This window comes from Lentzea sp. NBC_00516, assembly GCF_036346835.1.
GTDB lineage: Bacteria > Actinomycetota > Actinomycetes > Mycobacteriales > Pseudonocardiaceae > Lentzea > Lentzea sokolovensis.
In genome coordinates, this window is record NZ_CP107840.1 from 7,729,080 (window position 1) to 7,746,483 (window position 17,404).

General features: G+C 65.1%; 20 protein-coding genes, 1 tRNA gene and 1 pseudogene. 9 read left to right on the top strand and 13 right to left on the bottom strand.

Translation table 11 applies throughout. The features are described from left to right. Positions 1-152: 152 nt before the first annotated feature. The 4 genes and pseudogenes from OG205_RS35560 (at position 153) to OG205_RS35575 (ending at position 2,492) form a co-directional block, all read left to right on the top strand. Entirely contained in the window at positions 153-524 is a 372-nt protein-coding gene (locus OG205_RS35560) for a phosphotransferase (RefSeq protein ID WP_330272271.1), read from the top strand. Between the two features lie 10 nt (positions 525-534). Further along, positions 535-912 (top strand): hypothetical protein, encoded by a 378-nt coding sequence (locus OG205_RS35565; protein WP_330272272.1) that lies wholly within the window; start codon positions 535-537, stop codon positions 910-912. Positions 913-1,842: 930 nt separating this feature from the next. Beyond that, positions 1,843-2,193, top strand: a pseudogene (locus OG205_RS46840) (transglycosylase SLT domain-containing protein); the annotation flags it as partial. A 149-nt stretch (positions 2,194-2,342) separates the two neighbouring features. Then, positions 2,343-2,492 (top strand): hypothetical protein, encoded by a 150-nt coding sequence (locus OG205_RS35575; RefSeq protein ID WP_157512956.1) that lies wholly within the window; start codon positions 2,343-2,345, stop codon positions 2,490-2,492. 26 nt (positions 2,493-2,518) lie between these two features. Here OG205_RS35575 and OG205_RS35580 read toward each other — a convergent pair whose 3' ends face one another. Further along, a complete protein-coding gene (locus OG205_RS35580) occupies positions 2,519-3,550 on the bottom strand; it encodes a LysR family transcriptional regulator (RefSeq protein ID WP_330272274.1) in 1,032 nt (343 codons plus the stop codon). Positions 3,551-3,774: 224 nt separating this feature from the next. Here OG205_RS35580 and OG205_RS35585 point away from each other — a divergent pair, with 224 nt between their 5' ends. From OG205_RS35585 to htpX, 4 genes are read left to right on the top strand one after another with little or no spacing between them, the layout of a single operon-like run. Further along, positions 3,775-4,185 carry an NADH-quinone oxidoreductase subunit B gene (locus OG205_RS35585; RefSeq protein ID WP_330272275.1) on the top strand — a complete coding sequence of 137 codons (411 nt, stop codon included), beginning with the start codon at positions 3,775-3,777 and terminating at the stop codon, positions 4,183-4,185. Next, positions 4,182-4,712 (top strand): NADH-quinone oxidoreductase subunit C, encoded by a 531-nt coding sequence (locus OG205_RS35590; RefSeq protein WP_330272276.1) that lies wholly within the window; start codon positions 4,182-4,184, stop codon positions 4,710-4,712. The genes OG205_RS35585 and OG205_RS35590 overlap by 4 nt, the downstream gene beginning before the upstream one ends. Next, positions 4,709-5,161, top strand: coding sequence for a 4Fe-4S binding protein (locus OG205_RS35595; RefSeq protein ID WP_093606362.1), 453 nt, complete (start codon positions 4,709-4,711; stop codon positions 5,159-5,161). The genes OG205_RS35590 and OG205_RS35595 overlap by 4 nt, the downstream gene beginning before the upstream one ends. 18 nt (positions 5,162-5,179) lie before the next feature. Further along, positions 5,180-6,043: a zinc metalloprotease HtpX gene (gene htpX, locus OG205_RS35600; protein WP_319976874.1), complete on the top strand. Its 864-nt coding sequence runs from the start codon at positions 5,180-5,182 to the stop codon at positions 6,041-6,043. Here the strand turns inward: htpX and rfbA are convergent. Continuing rightward, a complete protein-coding gene (gene rfbA / locus OG205_RS35605; protein WP_330272277.1) occupies positions 6,040-6,912 on the bottom strand; it encodes a glucose-1-phosphate thymidylyltransferase RfbA in 873 nt (290 codons plus the stop codon). The genes htpX and rfbA overlap by 4 nt on opposite strands. Next, the gene (locus tag OG205_RS35610) at positions 6,909-7,400 is read right to left on the bottom strand and encodes a YajQ family cyclic di-GMP-binding protein (RefSeq protein WP_330272278.1); all 492 of its coding nucleotides are present in this window, start codon (positions 7,398-7,400) and stop codon (positions 6,909-6,911) included. The genes rfbA and OG205_RS35610 overlap by 4 nt, the downstream gene beginning before the upstream one ends. Before the next feature lie 120 nt (positions 7,401-7,520). Here OG205_RS35610 and OG205_RS35615 point away from each other — a divergent pair. After that, a tRNA-Tyr gene (locus OG205_RS35615) sits at positions 7,521-7,601 on the top strand. A gap of 606 nt (positions 7,602-8,207) precedes the next feature. Here OG205_RS35615 and OG205_RS35620 read toward each other — a convergent pair. The 10 genes from OG205_RS35620 to OG205_RS35665 form a co-directional block, all read right to left on the bottom strand. After that, positions 8,208-8,648 carry a pilin gene (locus OG205_RS35620; RefSeq protein WP_330272279.1) on the bottom strand — a complete coding sequence of 147 codons (441 nt, stop codon included), beginning with the start codon at positions 8,646-8,648 and terminating at the stop codon, positions 8,208-8,210. Between the two features lie 22 nt (positions 8,649-8,670). After that, on the bottom strand, positions 8,671-9,432 hold the full coding sequence (locus OG205_RS35625; protein WP_330272280.1) for a hypothetical protein: 762 nt from the start codon (positions 9,430-9,432) through the stop codon (positions 8,671-8,673). Positions 9,433-9,688: 256 nt separating this feature from the next. After that, the gene (locus OG205_RS35630) at positions 9,689-11,119 is read right to left on the bottom strand and encodes an integrase (protein WP_330272281.1); all 1,431 of its coding nucleotides are present in this window, start codon (positions 11,117-11,119) and stop codon (positions 9,689-9,691) included. After that, positions 11,116-11,301, bottom strand: coding sequence for a helix-turn-helix transcriptional regulator (locus OG205_RS35635; protein WP_330278301.1), 186 nt, complete (start codon positions 11,299-11,301; stop codon positions 11,116-11,118). The genes OG205_RS35630 and OG205_RS35635 overlap by 4 nt, the downstream gene beginning before the upstream one ends. Before the next feature lie 276 nt (positions 11,302-11,577). Then, positions 11,578-12,996 (bottom strand): DUF3631 domain-containing protein, encoded by a 1,419-nt coding sequence (locus tag OG205_RS35640; RefSeq protein WP_330272282.1) that lies wholly within the window; start codon positions 12,994-12,996, stop codon positions 11,578-11,580. Between the two features lie 37 nt (positions 12,997-13,033). Next, positions 13,034-13,546, bottom strand: coding sequence for a DUF2742 domain-containing protein (locus OG205_RS35645; protein WP_330272283.1), 513 nt, complete (start codon positions 13,544-13,546; stop codon positions 13,034-13,036). A gap of 288 nt (positions 13,547-13,834) precedes the next feature. Next, positions 13,835-16,036: a cell division protein FtsK gene (locus OG205_RS35650; protein ID WP_330272284.1), complete on the bottom strand. Its 2,202-nt coding sequence runs from the start codon at positions 16,034-16,036 to the stop codon at positions 13,835-13,837. Continuing rightward, the gene (locus tag OG205_RS35655) at positions 16,033-16,827 is read right to left on the bottom strand and encodes an ABC transporter permease (RefSeq protein WP_330272285.1); all 795 of its coding nucleotides are present in this window, start codon (positions 16,825-16,827) and stop codon (positions 16,033-16,035) included. Before OG205_RS35655 ends, OG205_RS35650 begins: the two co-directional genes overlap by 4 nt. Continuing rightward, a complete protein-coding gene (locus tag OG205_RS35660) occupies positions 16,824-17,096 on the bottom strand; it encodes a hypothetical protein (RefSeq protein WP_330272286.1) in 273 nt (90 codons plus the stop codon). The genes OG205_RS35655 and OG205_RS35660 overlap by 4 nt, the downstream gene beginning before the upstream one ends. Further along, entirely contained in the window at positions 17,096-17,362 is a 267-nt protein-coding gene (locus OG205_RS35665) for a hypothetical protein (RefSeq protein ID WP_330272287.1), read from the bottom strand. Before OG205_RS35665 ends, OG205_RS35660 begins: the two co-directional genes overlap by 1 nt. Between the last annotated feature and the right edge of the window lie 42 nt (positions 17,363-17,404).

The window sequence follows — 17,404 nt, forward strand, 5'->3', positions numbered from 1 at the left end:
GGTGTACGTGGGCGCCGACGTCGTGGTGAAGCTCATCGCCTCCGGAACCGGCCAAGCGGATCCTGGCCGAAGCCCTGGACCACGGCGGCTTCACCGGCAGGGACGCACTCGTCGCCCAGACGGAGAAACTCAAGGGCGTCGTTCCGCCGACCGTGCTCGACGGCCTCAAAGCGATCGCGTCACGCGCGCCAGAGCACGCCCGGAACACCGTCCCGGTCCACGCGGACTGCCACTGGGACAACTGGCTCGCGAACGGCACCGAACTGACCGCACTGCTGGACTTCGAGTGGGCCCGCTTCGGCGACCCGCTCGACGACTGGTTCTTCCTGGCCAGGTTCAGCGGCCCGCACATGCACGCCGTGCTCGACGTCATCGCCAACGCGACCAAGATCCCCATGGACGACCTGCGCGTGGAGTGCGAGGTGCGCGAGGCATCGCACCTGATGGCCGACCTCCCCTTCGACCCGTCCGGGGTCCTGAGGCTCCTGGAACAGCTCGTGGCCGGCATCTGGTGGCCGCAGTAGCTTCGGACGGGTGCCCAACATCCTCGCGATCGGCTTCGATCCCCACACCATCCCCGGCTTCGACCCCGCTCCCGTCGCCGCCGGCATCAAGCAGGGCAGCAAGGCGTTCGCCGAGCTCGGACTCACCGAGGACCTCTTCCTCATCGACTTCGAGGAACTGGACGGCCGCGCCCAGGCCAAGCTCGTCGAGAAACTCGGAAGCAGGCAGTACGACGCTGTTCTGATCGGCGGCGGCATCCGCAAGGGACCGGGTCTGCTGGAGCTCTTCCAGACCGTGGTCAACCTCGTGCACTGGCATCAGCCGGACGCCGCGATCGCCTTCAACGAGAGCCCCGGCGACAGCCCGGACTGGGTGCTCAAGGCGCTGGAGCAGAAGCGGAAGAGCTAACCCACAACATTGGGTGAACCGGACACGCGGCCTCTCCGTACCCCTCTTCAGAACGAGAAAAACGCTGTCCAGCGATCAAGTCCCCGCAGGTCAGCACCACGCACCCCAATATGACCACGAAGCGTGACCGCATCACTCGATCGCGTGGTCGTGGATGTAACCCATAACGAGAGTCGGGCTAGCAGCGAACTAACAGACAGCTCCGCCAGTTCGTCAGGAGGCAACGATGAACTTACGCAGGACTCACAAGGCTCGTTGACTGTCTGTCAGCAACGGATAGCCCAACCCATCGGAAACGTGACGAGAGTCACCCATCGGGCGCTCAAGCTTGCCTGCGCTCGTGACGCGAGGTTACGTTCTCGCCCGCCGATAACGGTTTGGTCACCGGCAGGACACAGGAACCACAGCACCAAGGGTCCAAAGTCCCCCGGAAACCCCCGCCCGGGTTTGCCGGAGACCAAGCTCCCCGACGCAGGAGGCTCCCCCTTGGCCCGGCACAGCAAAGCCGATGGCCGAACCGTGTACACGGTCGTGCCCATGCAAGAAGTCAAGCCCGGCGCTCACCGCGTCGAGGACGACAAGGTTCCGCTCGCTCACCGGGTGAGCGCGATCCTCGTCGCAGCAGGTGTCGCCGCCGGCACCGCAGCCATCGCCAACGCCGCCACCAGCGGCACCTCGACGGAACTCGCCGCGGGCGCGGCCGAGCTGGGCGCTCTCCCCGACCAGCAGGCCAAGACGATCCAGACGGTGCACGACGTCAACCCCGGCAATCAGGTCGGCCGCCTTCTGCAGTTCCAGCAGATGTACGCGCAGCAGACCTTCGAGCAGGCCACCAAGGCCGCCGCGGACGCGCACGCCCAGCGTGAGGCCGCCGCCAAGGCCGAGGCCGAGCGCCAGATCGAGATGCGCAAGCCCGCCAAGCAGCGCGAGGTCGAGGGCTGGATCAAGGACGCCATCAAGGTCCTGCAGGCCAACGGCACCAACATCGACAACAACAGCGTCGACGAGATCTACACGATCATCATCAAGGAGTCGAACGGCAACCCCAACGCCGTGAACAACTGGGACTCCAACGCGATGCGCGGTACGCCGTCGAAGGGTCTGATGCAGTGCATCGACCCGACGTTCAACGCCTACAAGCTGGCCGGCTACGACAACATCCTCGCGCCGGTCGACAACATCATCGCGGGCGTTCGCTACACCTACGCGCGCTACGGCGGCTTCCACAACCACCCCGGTCTGGTCAGCATGGGCCTCGGTGGCGGGTACCGGGGGTACTAAAGAGGCCAAAATCGCCGTGTCGGGGGTGCGCAAAACCTATCGGCGGACGATGCTGTCAAACAGGTTCACCCACAAGCATGGCGGCCCTAGCGGGCACACGCCCGGTAGTGCTCCCATCGAACGCGATCCCCGAACGCAGGGAGTGGCCGATGAACGAGCAACAGGCACGCGACGACGAGCTGGAGAAGATCCGCTCGGAGGCGACGAGTTGGCTGGCCAAGATGGCCAAAGCCCAGCATCGTCCCAACGTCGAGCAACGCAGGCCTGAGCACGACGCCATGACACCCGCGAAGAAGTAGGCAAAGAAGACAGCAGAGCGCCTCGGCTACGGCCGGGGCGCTTCTGCTTTGAAGGCCGACCACAGCAGGTTCAGCGGATGATCCGCCGGATGCTTCGACAGTTCGTCCGTTCGGGCGAAAACGCCCACAAGCCGCTCCATTGAGTCATCTGCGAGCTCGACGACCCGGAGGCCGCCTCCCTCCCGGAGCTCGTTGTTCGACGCCACCACGCCCAAACCAGACGTCACGATCATGGCTCCCTGGACGAGGTTCGAGCGCAGCAGCGAGATGCCGTACTGGATCTCGTCGATCTCGGCCGCGATGTCGAGCCCCTGGCGGTAGTCCGGCCCGAACCAGCCCCGCAGGAACTCGGCGATCAGCCCCGCCCCCGGCACGACCAACGGGACCGACCTCAGCTGAGGTACCCGCACGCGGTCGCCGACAACCGTCTCCGGCAGGTTCGTCAGCAACGCGAGGCCGCCGCGCCGCCACTCGATCACGTCGAACTCCGGCCGCTCCCAGCCCGCGCCGGCCCGCGTCACGACGCTGCCGCACACGACGTCGACCTCGCGCGTCTCCAGCTTCGTCCAGATGTCCTTGGTGCGGATGTGCACGACCTTGAGGTCCACGTCGCGTTCGCGGAACTCGTCCGCCACGTGGTGCCACGCCTTCGCGAGCGTGTCCAGCATGTATCGCGTCGTGCCCACGGTGACGGTCGTGCCGAGCTTGCGGCGGCACTCGTGAATTCCGTCGAGCCACTCCGCGAGCGTCTCTCGAGCCAATTCGACGAGCGACTCACCAGTCGGTGTGAACAGCACGTCCTTTCCGCGTCCCTGCTTCACCACGAGCGCTTCGCCGCACAGTTCCAGGAAGTTCCTGTTCAACGTGTCGAGCTGCTTTTGCACACTCGACTGCTCTCGTCCCAACGCCCTCGCGGCGCGTAGGGCCGAACGGGTCTCGTGCACGGTCAGCAGGGTCCTGAGCTGGTCCATCGTGGTATCCAGTAGAGCACCGGGCATGTTCAGCAAACGGTGCAGCGAGGTGCTGGTGGGTAGCACCAACTGGGACGAGCCGGACATGGGACCCTCTCTGATGTTCTGCCGATCAGTTGTACTGAACTTGACCGCATTTCGCCGACAAATTATCTGCAGATCCTGTCGGCAAATCCCTGGACACTTATAGCGCGGGTGTACAAAACTATCCGCGGCGACCACGCGTGGGAGCCGATTCCGGGGGGAATCATTGGGGGGTGGGGGTCCGCCAGCGCAAGCCGGTGGGCCCCCAAGTATTACCCTCAGCCGTTGTGACGGCTTCCGCTCGCCTGGACTGGGGCACCACCTACCAGGTCACCGTGCTCGAACTCGGACTCGCCTGCTGCGGAGTCGAAGTGATGGCAGCTCTCGACCGCCTTCCCGACCTCGGCGTCACGCCGGTCGACGGCGCGGGCGAGGCGCACGTTCTCGTTGTCTCCGGCACCGTCACGGACGTCATGTTGCCTGCTGTCCTCCGCAGTTTCGAGGCCATGCCCGAACCCCGTTACGTGATCTCCGTGGGCGCCTGCAGCAACACAGGCGGCCCGTACTGGGATTCCTACAGCGTCACCAAGGGGATCGACCAGGTCCTGCCCGTCCACGTCGCCGTTCCCGGCTGCCCGCCGCGGCCCGAAGCGCTGCTCGAAGGCCTCAAGGCGCTGCATGGACTGGTGAACGCGTGACCACCCCGAAGACGGCGTTCGGTCAGACCGTCCACCACGTGGAGCTCGGCGACTGGCTCACCACGGCCACGGCCCACCACGACCAGGGCTTCGTGATGTTCGACTGGCTCGGCGTCGAGGACGCGGGCCGGCCGGGCGCCGCGGGCCAGCGCCACGCGGTGTTCCTGCACGTCATCGACCCGCAGACGCGCGAAGGCATGATGCTGCGGACCGAGATCGCGGAGACCGACGCACTGCCGAGCATCGCCCACCTCTGGAAGGGCGCGCGCTGGCACGAACGCGAGGCCGCGGAGATGTTCGGCATCACCGTCGACGGCGAGCCCGCGCACCTGCTGCTGCCCGACAGCTTCCAGGGCCACCCGCTGCGCAAGGACTTCGTGCTGGCCTCCCGCGTCGTGCGTCCGTGGCCGGGCGCCCTCGAACCCGGCGAGGACAACACCAGCGCCCCGAGCCGCCGCCGCACCGCACCACCTGGCGTTCCGGATCCGTCCTGGGGTCCGCGCCGCGAAGAGGAGAGCACGTCGTGACGAACCTTCCGCCGCGTACGAGGGGCGTCATCGCGCTGCTGGAGGCGAACTGCACGGTCTGCATGATCTGCGCGCGCGAGTGTCCAGACTGGTGCATCCACATCACGTCGCACACCGAGGTCGAAGAGCAGCCCGGCAGCGCCCGCCCGCGCAGCCGCAACGTGCTCGACCGGTTCGCGATCGACTACGGCCAGTGTCTGTACTGCGGCATCTGCGTCGAGGTCTGCCCGTTCGACGCCCTGCACTGGGCGCCGGAGTTCGGTTATCCGGGCACGGGCTCGATCGACGGCGAGGGCGCCGTCGCGGAGCTCGTCCACGAACGGGACGTGCTGTCCACATGGGTCGAGAAGGTGCCACCGCCGCCCCAGCTCGACCCGGCCGCGGAGGCCGCACCCGAAACGGCGACAGGAACTGGACGACGGCCTGGTTCGTTGAGGGGTAGGACGTAAAACCCGGAGGCGAAAACCGTGCACAAGCACTTCAACGGGTTGAAGACGGCCGTGCTGCTCGGCGGGATGAGCGCGCTGATCGTGCTGATCAGCAGCCTGTTCGGCCGGACCGCACTGGTCATCGGCCTGCTGTTGGCCTTGGGCGTGAACGCCTACGCGTACTTCAACTCGGACAAGCTCGCGCTGCGCGCGATGCGGGCGGTACCTGTGTCGCAGGTGGAGCAGCCAGTGCTCTACGCGATCGTGCGGGAGCTGTCGCAGAAGGCGCGCCAGCCCATGCCCAGGCTCTTCCTGAGCCCGACCGCCGCACCGAACGCGTTCGCGACGGGCCGCAACCCGCGCAACGCCGCCGTGTGCTGCACCACGGGCATCCTGGACCTGCTCGACGAGCGTGAGCTGCGCGCCGTGCTCGGCCACGAGCTCGCGCACGTCTACAACCGCGACATCCTGATCAGCTGCGTGGCCGGCGCGCTGGCCGGCGTGATCACGATGCTCGCGAACCTGGCCCTGTTCGCCGGGATCTTCGGCGGCGGTGACGGCGACGACGACGGGCCGGGCCCGCTCGGCCTGCTGCTGATCGCGCTGCTCGGGCCGATCGCGGCCACCGTCGTGCGCCTGGCCGTGAGCCGCTCACGCGAGTTCCAGGCCGACCAGGCGGGCTCGGAACTCACCGGCGACCCTCTGTCGCTCGCGAACGCGTTGCGCAAGATCGAGCTGGGGACGCGGGCGGCGCCGCTCGCGCCGGAGCCGGAGGTGGTGTCGCAGAGCCACCTGATGATCGCGAACCCGTTCCGCTCGGGGGACCAGTTCTCGAAGTGGTTCTCGACCCACCCGCCGATCGCCGACCGCATCCGCAGGCTCGAAGAGATGGCCCGGCGCTAACGCCCTGCCGTCGCCACGGCCATGAGGTACTCGCCGTACCCGGACTTGCCGAGCTTCTCGCCGAGCGCGTAGCACTCGTCGGCGGAGATGAAGCCCATGCGCAGCGCGATCTCCTCGGGACACGCGATGCGCACACCGGTCCGGTGCTCCAGCACCTGCACGAACTGCCCGGCCTCGAGCAGCGAGTCGTGCGTGCCGGTGTCGAGCCACGCGAACCCACGGCTCAGGTCCACGAGCTGCGCCCGGCCCTCGTTCAGGTACGCGAGGTTGACGTCGGTGATCTCCAGCTCGCCACGCGGCGACGGCTTGAGGTTCCGCGCGATGTCCACCACACCGTTGTCGTAGAAGTAGAGCCCGGTGATCGCCCGGTTCGACTTCGGCTTGGCGGGCTTCTCCTCGATGGACAACAACCTGCCCGTCGCGTCGACCTCACCCACGCCGTACCGCTCGGGGTCCTTCACCTGGTACCCGAACAGCACGCAGCCGTCCAAAGAGGACGCGTGCTGCTGCAGCGTGGTGGAGAAACCCTGGCCGTAGAAGATGTTGTCGCCCAGCACCAGCGCCACGTCGTCGCCACCGACGAAGTCAGCGCCGATGATGAACGCCTCCGCGAGCCCGTTCGGCGCGGCCTGCTCCGCGTAGGAGAAGCTCATGCCCCACTGGGAACCGTCGCCGAGCAGCCGCCGGAACTGCGGCAGGTCGGTGGGCGTGCTGATGATCAGCACCTCCCGAATGCCGGCCAGCATGAGCACCGACAGCGGGTAGTAGATCATCGGCTTGTCGTACACCGGCAGCAACTGCTTGGAGACGGCCTGCGTGATCGGGTGCAGGCGCGTCCCACTGCCACCGGCGAGGACGATGCCCTTCACCGGTAGTTGGTGAACTGGATTGCGATGCCGAAGTCAGAACCCTTCAGCAGTGTGATGACGTCCTGCAGGTGGTCCTTCTTCTTGCCGGACACCCGCAACTGGTCGCCCTGGATCTGCGCCTGAACACCCTTGGGCGCCTCGTCGCGGATCTTCTTGGCGATCTCCTTGGCCTTCTCGGACGTGATGCCCTGCACGAGGTTTCCCGTGACCTTGAACACCTTGCCGGACACCGCGGGATCGCCGATCTCGAACGCCTTCATCGAGATGTTGCGCTTCACCAGCTTCTCCTGGAAGACGTCGATCGCCGCCTTGCAGCGCTCCTCGGTCTCGGAGGTGAAGGTGATCGCCTCCTCGCCGGCCCAGGCCACTGTGGTGTTGGTCCCGCGGAAGTCGAAGCGCGTGCTCAGCTCCTTGGAGGCCTGGTTGAGCGCGTTGTCGACCTCCTGCCGGTCCACCTTGCTCACCACGTCGAACGACGGGTCCGCCACGACTTCACTCCTCAACGATCTCGGGGTTCACAGCCAGCGTCGATGCTACTGGGGTACCCCGATTTGGGGCCTCCCGAAGGGGTTATGTATTGTTCTGCCCGCACCGTTACGGCGGTGTGGGGCGGGTTGCCCGAGCGGCCAATGGGAGCGGACTGTAAATCCGTCGCGAAAGCTACAGAGGTTCGAATCCTCTACCCGCCACAGCAGTACTGAAGGCCCTGTGACCAGGAAGTTCTGGTCACAGGGCCTTCGTCGTGCTGTCCGGCTGCGTACGGCTCGATCCGGTCCGTTGCTGGTGTCTGTGCCGAATACGTGCCGAAGTTCGGCAGAACCTCAAGCTTCGACAACTGTCGCGCGCAATCGAGCCGTGAGCTGGGTGTTAGATGCTGAGGGCGCCACGAGGTGTCCGTGTGGGTGAGGACCTCCACACATGAGCCACCTTGGCTGTGAGGGCCGCACGGGTGGGAACCCTGGCCAAGGCGCCGCCGCGTGGATGTGTGGTCTGCCCTAGCGTGTCGGCCGACATCGAGTGCGAACGTCTGGCCGCGGTGGGCAGATCTGGGTACGTCCGCGCCGATGCTGGGGAGCCGGTGTCTGGACATGCGTGTCTGAGAGGCGCTCCTGCTGACAAAGTCTCTGCCAGGAAGCTGGTTGCCGTGCTTGCGGCGTCATCCTTGTAACCGAATTTGTGGTGGTGAGCCGGGTTCGTTAAGGCAAACTTGCCGCCACTCGGTTCGACGCTCGGACAGCGAGCCGCCAGCCGACTCTTCCTAGTGATGCCATGGTTGCTGGTCAGGCTGTCGGCGGCTACCTAATCTCAGTCAGGACGAAGTTTACAATCGCATAGGAAATGAGTGCAATTGTCAATCCGATCACCGAGTAAATTACGGTCTCCTTGGCTGCCGCTACTGCCTTGCTGTCGCCGTTAGAGGTTACGTAACGAAGTCCGCCGATTACTATCATTACAACTGCGATGGCTCCGATGATGAAGAGCAGTACATTTATCACGGCGTCGAGGCCGAAAGGCTCCAAAACTTGAGATATCAATAGATAGATCAGGGCGGATGAGCCAGCGACCCAAAGTGAAATCAAGAATATCTTCAAAACCTGCGAAAGTCGAATTCTGTTTGATGGTGTACCACCTCGTAGTCTCTGGATATAGTCCGGCGAGCCGCCTAGGTTTTCTACCTGTTCAATAAAATCATCGCCAACCTGTGACCCGTCGGGGAGATCTTTAGGATCGTTCATTTGATTCACCACTTCCCTTGGGTCATACTCGCTGCTGAAACCAGTAGTGAGGGGGCTCTCCTGCTTTGAGTACGGCTTGGGCCAGCTGTTGGATGACTGTGCCAACTTTGTCTCCGTCGTACTCCTCTCGACTTAAAGGGCCATCGATAGACACGCAACCAACAATTTCATTCGTTGAGAGGTTGACGATGGGATAGGCGACGATTGCGTCGTAGTCGCTACTTTGTGTCAGCTCGTTCCAGCTCATCCCAAAGCGGAACTCGTGTTCCTTCTTGTTCCATTCTTCCTTCCCTAGAGCGCGATTAATTTCGTGGAATTCCCTCCAGTTGGCCGTCGCCTTGTCTTCAATCGACCATGCTCGGCCTATTACCCCCTTTCCTCGCTTCCAAGCTGGTCTATCCATTGAGGGTGTCGCCCCAAGTCGAACCCCTCCAATGTTGACTAGCCTTCTTCCGAGAACGCTCTTTCTGATCCAGAAGGCGTGAACTCCGACTTCACGCCACGACGACTTAGTATTTTCTGTGACTTCGACCAGTGCGGCTGATAATGACGCCTGGATGTTCTTGTGATACTTGTATGCGGACTCGGCCTGATTTCTTCGTAGATACCACTGAGCAAGCCCGCCGGGGACGTAGGACAAGAATGCCATGCCTAGTGCCACATAAATGATGTAGTCCTTGTCGGACCAGTAGTCTTCGTCAGGTACTCCGATATCCACCATTATCAGCGCCGTAAGCGCTGAGGCCACGAGTAGCGCACGTATCACCGCGAAAAGTAATGCCACCGAAGTAGTGTACCGATGGGTCGGTCGCATGGAAAGTATGTGGTTCAAGCGCTCGGGCTCGTGTTGATGTTCCGAGTGGTCTCGGTGAGTGGATTGCCGATTTTGCGAGATCCCTATTCTCTGTGTGGCGTTACGGCTGATTTTGGGGTATTCGCCTCGATCTGATTCCGGGGCAATTGTCTATGTTCTGTCGATTTATCTGGCAGACTATTGCGGTTTCGCAGGCTTAGTCCGTGAGGTTGCCGTGAAGGGCGGTTCATGCCGCGCTGAAGGCTACGGCTGAGCCAGTCAGTCCTTCCTGCACGTTTCTTAGGGCCTCTTGTTCCCCTCCGTCGATGCACTTTGCGTATTCGCGCAGCAGCACCGCGAGGCTGTGTCCTGCCCACTCGGCGACCCGCTTGGGCTCCTTGACCAGGTTGAGCCAGAACGTCACGCATGCATGCCGTAGGTCATACGGTCGTTTCGCCAGCGGGCCGGCCGCCACCTCCGCCGTGAACGCGATCTTGCGAGCGAGGTCCCAGATCCGCCCATAGGTCGAGCTGCCAATGTGTCCACCCCGCTCAGCGACGAACAGCAGCCCGCGCGGTCCGATGCCGAACCTCTCGATGTGCTCGTAGAGGTAGAGAGCCAACTCCGGACACATCGGGACCGGCCGGCCAAAGCCCTTATGCCGGTGCTTGAGTTCGCGCTCCTCATGCCGTTTGCCGTTGTCCGTCCACTCGGCACCTACCTCGGGAGCCGCACCCTCAAGGTGGATCACGCCCCACTCGTGGACCTCCCAACGCTGCGCCTCCTCGTTCCACACCTTTGGCGGGAGCCGCAGGTTGTAGAGCCTGAGATTGGAAGCCTCCTCAGGCCGGAGCGCCGCGAAGAACATCAGCGCGAAGAACGCCGCCAACTTGGCACCCGTGCGGCCAATGTCGGCCACCTCGCGCAGCACCGTGCGAAACTGGATCGGGTTCGCCACACAACGACGGTCAACCTCCTGGGCCACCGCCTTGTGCTTCTTGATCTTCACCTCCTTCCAAGGGTTCTCGGACAACACGTCCATCTCGTGGGCGTAGGCCAAGATGCTGCCGAACGTCGTCCGCCGCAGCCGGATCGTGTCGTAGGCGGCGCGCTGCCCATCGAGCTTCCGTTCGAACGCGCTGACCACCTTCCGCAGGAAATCGGCGTCCACGAGCTCGGACACCTGTCGCGTGTTCTGCGCCAACCACCCGAGCGCCGCCGCAACGTCGCTCGGGTGCTCCTGGTTACGGCGTTCCTTGTTGCAGTGGAGGCGGATCGCGCGACGAAGCACCCTGTGTCGGGGACGTCCGCGGTCGGTCGCGATCATGGCCTCGGTGATCGGCGCGAGCGCGTCCGCAATGGACTTGCGGTGCGTGGGAGCAGCGTCGTCCCACTTCATGTCCACGAACTTCGCGACGAGGTCAAACCAGGACATCGCCGTCTTGTCTGTGGTTTCCTCGCGCAGCTTCGACATTGGGCTACCAGTCTCAACGCAGAACGCCTCACCCTTGCGCGACGCGATGACGAGTTCCGAGCGGAAGCTGTCCGCCAGAGCAGCGGTCTTGAACTTCTCCTTGAACTGCTTCTTCTCGACGGCCCAACGAACCCAGTACGTCGTGGTTCGCGTGCCCTTGTAGACATCGGTGGTGTAGATCCGGACGTTGAAGCTCGTCTTCATGCCGCCACCCCACAGCCGTTGAACCAGTCGTCCACGTCGCTCCGGTCGAAGCGCAGTTGTCCGTTGGGCAACCGCGAGAACCTCGGTGCCGTTTGCTTCGCAATCCACTCGTAGAGCGTCGAGCGGGAAATCTTGAACTCCTTGCAGAACTCGGCAACCGTCAGCAGTTCACGTCGGCGCATGACCACGCCACCTCCGCGTGTTGTTGGAACGATGAGCAACGGCAGATGGCGAGCCCGTGGAGATCTGGGCGTGCGGCATTGCCTCGGGATTCGGTGATGTCCGTAAGGGCCGTAGGGGCCGTAAGTCGCCTGGCCATAGGCGTGCAGGGGTGTAAGCCGCTTACGTTCCGATGCGTAAGCCGCTGCTGTGTTGCCTGACGCGGCTTACGGCTCGAAACGTAAGCCGCTTACACCCTGGTGACGCTGTGACCTGGTTCCTTACGGCCCTTACGGGTCTTACGCCTGTGCGGAAGGCGTAGGCGGCAGGTAGCGCCGCCACGCGTCGGCGAGCCCAGTTTGGGCTTGAGCGCCGTTGGTGGTGAAGGCGACGTAGCCGCGGCCGGCCTTCTCGCCGGGGTTGAGCGGTTCGAACACCACGGGCTTGACGTCGTAGCGCTTGAGTTCGCGCGCAAGCCCTTGCGGGTTAAGGACTTTGCCGTCGCCCATGTCGGACCACTGGGCCTCTTCGAGCGCGTGCAGGGCACTCAGGATGTCCGCCGTGCGCATCCGGTCCGTGCCGTGCTGGGTGAAGAGGTCGCGCAACGCGGCCAGGAGTTGGACGCCGGTCGATTCCTCCTGGCTCGTCGCGGTGTCGATGACGAAGTGCGTGCAAGCCGCGCGAGTCACGGCCGGCCAGTCCCCGCCTGCGGCTTCGGCGAGCGCGAGCAACGGACGCCAGATCTCGGCTGCGCGGTTGCGGACACCTTCTGGGCGTTCAGGTCGGGCCGTGGCCACCTGGTCCGCAACGGTGGCGGCCCACGCGGCGAGTTCGGCCCGCAGCGGTGCAGCTTCGAGTTCGACGTCTTCCTCTAGGAACTCCTCGGGATCGTCGCCGTAGGCGGCTTTGCGCATGTGGATGGTGACCGCGCGGCTGGTGATGGTGGCGGGCATGTGTCCGGCGATTCCCGCGAGTGCCACGGGCGCGTAGACGGGGAAGCGCTGGACGTTCATGGACTTCGCGTCACCGACGCAGCGGGCGATCGTGGCGGACCGCTTGTACCCGGCATTGAGCAGCCCGCGCAGGTCTTCGTTGTTGCCTCCTCGGGTGCTGAAGACGGCGTCGATCTCGTCGAACATCAGCGTGACCGGGCCGTCCAGCAGCAGACGGAAGATGGCCGCCGTGGTCATGGAGATGGTCATCTCGGGCTTGTGGACGAGGTACTGCCCAATCTCCAGAACGCGGGTTTTGCCGCTGCCGGGCTCAGCAGACGACAGGATCAGGCGCGGCGTGACGTAGAGCCGGTCTGCGAGGTGGGTGTGAGCGAACCAGAGCGCCACGACCGGTGCGCAGTGCTCGCTGGGAAACCGTAGGAAGCGGTTCAGGAAAGCCGTCACCGCGTCCAACAGTTCGTGGCCGGGCCGAGACACCACGCCGGGTGGCGCACCGAGCCAGGACGCGACCGGGGTCAACGGCGCGGCCTCGGGCTGGTCCTCGTCGGGCGACTGGCCACCGTCCTGCGGGCTCGACTCCGCGAGGGACGCCAACCACAGGGTCTGGCAGGGCTCGTCACAGAAGTCGTCGGACACGGACTCGGTGAGCGGCTTGCCGCAGGTGTGGCAGGTCATCACGGCAGCCGGGGCGGTGGCGGTCGTGTCTGTGTCGGCCTCTCCGATCACGTTGTCGATGTCCGCCAGAGTGTTGATGAAGGCGCTCACGCGATGTCCCTCCTTTCGATCTCGTGGTGCAGCTCGTTCACGCGGCCCGCTTGCGTGTGCTGGGGTGGTCGGCGAGTCCCCACGAACGGGAGGCGCGGCGGCGGATCTCGTCCGCAGTCAGAGGTGGCGTCGCGTAGGTCGTGCGCCGAGCCGCGAGCGTGCAGAAGGGCAGGTACTGGTTCAGCGCACCTGCGCTGGACATCGCGGCCGACACGGCGGCGGCCGTCTCCTTCAGCAGCACCCGTTCTTCTTGGTGCTGCGCCGCGAGTTCGTGAGCGAAGCGAGCAGCGATTGCGTGCGGTGTGGACTCATCGAGGTGTGCCAGCGCCGCATGAAGTACGGCGGCGAGCTTGCGCGGGTCGTCGTCGTTGAGCGCTTCCCACTTCGGGCTTCCTGCCAGCGGCATGGAGTCGCCGGGACGCATTGCGTCCCATGCCGGCCGGAGCATCGGCTCACACCACGCGCGGACGGCGGACGGGTCTCGCAGCGGTCGGCGGTTGAACGCGTGGACGTCGCTGGGATCGGTGAGGAACGTGCGGCGGCTGGTCATGACGTCGCATCTCCAGTTGCTCTGAGTAACAGTGGTTGGGCGTGCAGGGACAGCACGGACACCGAGAACGAGGCCGTGCTGAGAGCTGACGAGCCGTGAACAGGTCGGGTTAGGTCGCCGAGTCCGGGTTAGGTTTCTAACTACCTGGGTTAGGTGGGGCGATACCGTTGCTGAGCTGCGATGAGTCAGCTGGTTAGCTGGGTTAGGTCGGGCGCAGTGAGGCCTGGCAAGGGGTGTTCGGAGTGGTTCTGCGTCTCGTCCAGCGACCTAACCCGGCATACCTCGGAACTAGCTCTCGTCGTCCAGATCAGCCGTCGCCTGACGAGCGAGGGCGTCACGGACGGTCACAGGATCGACGGGGTAGGTGTTCTTCGTGGACGGCACCTTCACGCCGAGTTCGGCGAGCTGGTCGCGCAGCGCTTTGCCAGTGAGCGATCGGTAGAGGGTCCAGCGCGGCGCGTGCTGCGCCAGGAGCGCGGGCAGGTCGGCAACCCTGATGGGCTCCTCTCCCATCACCGCGTCGAGGTCTTCGAGCAGGTTGCGGCTGAACTCGATCGCCGGGGCCGCCACGGCAGTACCAGGCAGGCCGCGCCCGATCGCCTCGATCGCGGCCAGCGACCGCGTGATGATCGGGGTGACCTGGTCGCTGTTGCGGGAGACGTCCAGGAAGTAGACCTGCACGATCTCCGAGCGCTCCCCGCTGAAGCCCTTGACCACAGCGGTTCCCTTGTCAGTGCCCGGAATCAGCTCGGTTGCCCGGTGGCCGGCCGCGTACGCGCCCTGGCCGAGGAGGGCGTCGTTGGCGACGTGATCACCGACGGCGAAGGCGATTCCGTTGGAGCAGTTGCGGGTGACGTCGCGCGGCATGCTGTCCTTCGTCGGTGCCTGCGTCGACAGGAACAGGTGGATGGCGCGCTTCCGCCCGAGCCTGACGATGTCCACCAGCAGCCGGGCGATTTCGGCTCCGTAGACGGCGTGCTGGATCGCCACGTGCGCCTCTTCCAGCAGCGCAACAATCGGGTGCAGGCCAATTCCGGCGCTGGCCAGCTTGCGCGTCACCGCTGGTTCTTCGTGCTTGATGAGCAGTTCACCGCGGGTCTGCACCTCGTCGTGCAGCTCTCGTAGGTGTTCGAGGATCTCCGCGATCTTCTCGTCCTCGGCACCCATGACGTAGCGCGAGCACCGCGGCTTGAACGCTTCGAAGTCGAAGTTCGCGTCGGGAACCCAGATCCGAAGTTCTGCGGTCGGGTCCAGTGCAGCGCCTGCCATCACGCACCGGGCCGCCGATGACTTGCCCTGGCCGGGCATGCCGCCGCCGATCGTGTTGCGCTCCAACACCGGAGCCGTGATCGGCTCGCCGCGTAGTGTCCGTCCGAACGGGACACCCTTGAAGATGTCAACGCTTCCTTCGTACAGCAACGGATATGCGCCAGCTCCTTCGGCAAGCGCGCCCTTGTCCGCCACCCACAGATCCAGGATTCCGGCTTCGCTGCCCGTGGTCGGCCACACCTCTTTGGACAGCCGGTGCAGACCGGTGGCCAGGTCACCACGGCGGCGAGCGATCTTCTCGGCGGTGACGCCGGCCGGGAGCCGAAGCACCGCGTGAGTTCCGCGCCCGTCTTTGCGTGCCGTAGTGATGTACTGCAACGGCAAGCCCTGCTTGATGTACGCGGTGATCTGCGGAATCCGCAGCGCCTCCAACGCACGCGCGATCGTCGTCTCATCGATCGTGACGTCCGCATCGGCATCAGCCGCAGTGGCCAGCCAGCCCGGAGCCGTGCCCTGGCGGCGGCCCTCACGCCATGCCCCGAGCAAGACCAGAGCGGGCAGGCTGAGCACGAACGGTGTCCACACCACCGTCACGGCGGTGATGATCCAGCCGATCGTGTTCAGGACTCCTTCCCACACTGCGAGGAACCGGCCGGTGTCGGTGACCTGAACCAGAGTCGAGACCACCAGCAGCATCACCAGAAGCGCCGCGACCGATCCCGCGGTGACCCTGGCGAGTCCGGCGGCCATGCCGGGCAGGTCCATCAGCCGACGGTGACGGCGTTCCTGCGCGAGTTCCTTGCGCTCCGTCCACTCTTGCAACGCTTCCCGGTCACCCATCGCCTCAGCGGCCTTGATCTGGCGGCGGTACACACCGAACGTGCCCGCGTCCCAGAGCCGCCGTGCCCAGGACTCGAAGCCCTGAACGACGTACAGGGAGTTGCTGAGCACGGTCCGAGTGGCCTTGACGGTCGGCTCGTGCTGACGCACCACCCGCACGGTGCGCACGACCGTGGCGTGAGCCTGCCGTACCCGAGCGATGCCACCGCCCCGCTCGATGCGGCGGTCAAGTGCGGCGTTCTCCTCGTCGGTGAGGAGAACGCCCTCCATCACGTACTGCGGTTCGAGTTCGGAGCTGGCTGCCGCCCGGCGAGCGTTCAGGTCGTAGACGGTTGCGCCCGCATCGTTGGTGCGGTCGGGCCGCGTGTCGGGGCTGTTCATGAGCGCACCTCCTCCGGGTTGTCGGTCATCAGGTGAACCAGCGCCGCACCGAACCCGAGGACGACCACGGGCAGGCACGACACGACGGTGGTGATCTGCCACGGAGCAACGGCCATGCCCGCGGCCTTCATCAGGTGGTAGGCGACCTGGCCACCCGCACCGAGGACGAGCGCACCGAGTGCGGACCACTTGGCGAACGAGCGCGCCTTGTCAGATCGGGTGCGACCGGACAACCACACCTGCAACGCGAGCGCCGCGTAGGCCTCCATGCCGAGCGGCAGCGTGATCGCGGAGTTGATCGTCCAGCCGTCCGCGATGCCGGGAAGCGGGGTGATCTCGCCGAATCCGGTGAGCTTGCCCAACTCGACCCATCCACCCCAGATCGAGACGAACGCACCGAGCGCGATGAGGACGATCGGCCACCGGCGGACCTGTGAGCGGGCTCGTGGCGAGCCCACGCGGCCCGCAGACTTCGAGGGCGACATCGGTGCGTCTACGACCGTGGTGACGTGCGGCTCTGCAACCTCCTCCGCTACGTCGTCGTGGACTTCTCGTGCGTTCACGACCACGTCTGCAACTGCGGGGACAGACTGCAACCGGCGTTCGCTCGTCGCACCGTGCTCGCTGCTGCCGATGTAGCCGAGCGCGACGAGCGCGGCACGTGCTTTCTTCGCGCCGACGTTGAACGTCCCCGCCACGCTGCGGATGGACGGCTTCTCTCCGGACTCCTCCGCCAGCGTGCGCACTCGCGGGATCAGCTCCTCCAGGCGCACGGGGTAAGCGCTGGTCATCGGCGAACTCCCTTCAGGCGAACGCGAGTGATTGAGTGCGCCGTGCCACGGGCGGCGATGCGCGGGACGTAGAGGAGTGCGAACGCGGCCAGCAGCGCGGGAATACCGAAGGCCAGAACCTGCGCCACGGGCTCGTCAGGAAGGCCCGTGATCACGGCCCACTGCATGGAGGCGATGCCGAGCGTGGTGATCAACAGCTTCCACAGCAGCACGGCGAACACGAACGCGACGCCAGAACCCAGCAGCAGCAACAACATCGGCTCGTCCATCAGCGCATCGCTCCCTTCGAACGTGCGGACTCGCGCAGCGCGAGCGCGTCGTGGGAGTTCTCTGCGGCGAGCGCACACGCCTCGGCGTGCTGCGGGTGCGCCGGGTTCCCCGTGATCGGTGCGAGCAGGTGGACGGACCGCTCGAACCAGGCGGCGGCTTCGATGTCCGGGGCGGTCATCGGTGGCGCCGTCTCCTGCCAGGTGGTGAGAAGCTCGCAGATCGTGGGTTCGGAGCCCGAAGACCGGGCGTTGATCGTGGTGGACACTTGGGTGCCCCTTCTGGTTGCAAGATCGGATGGTGGTGCGAG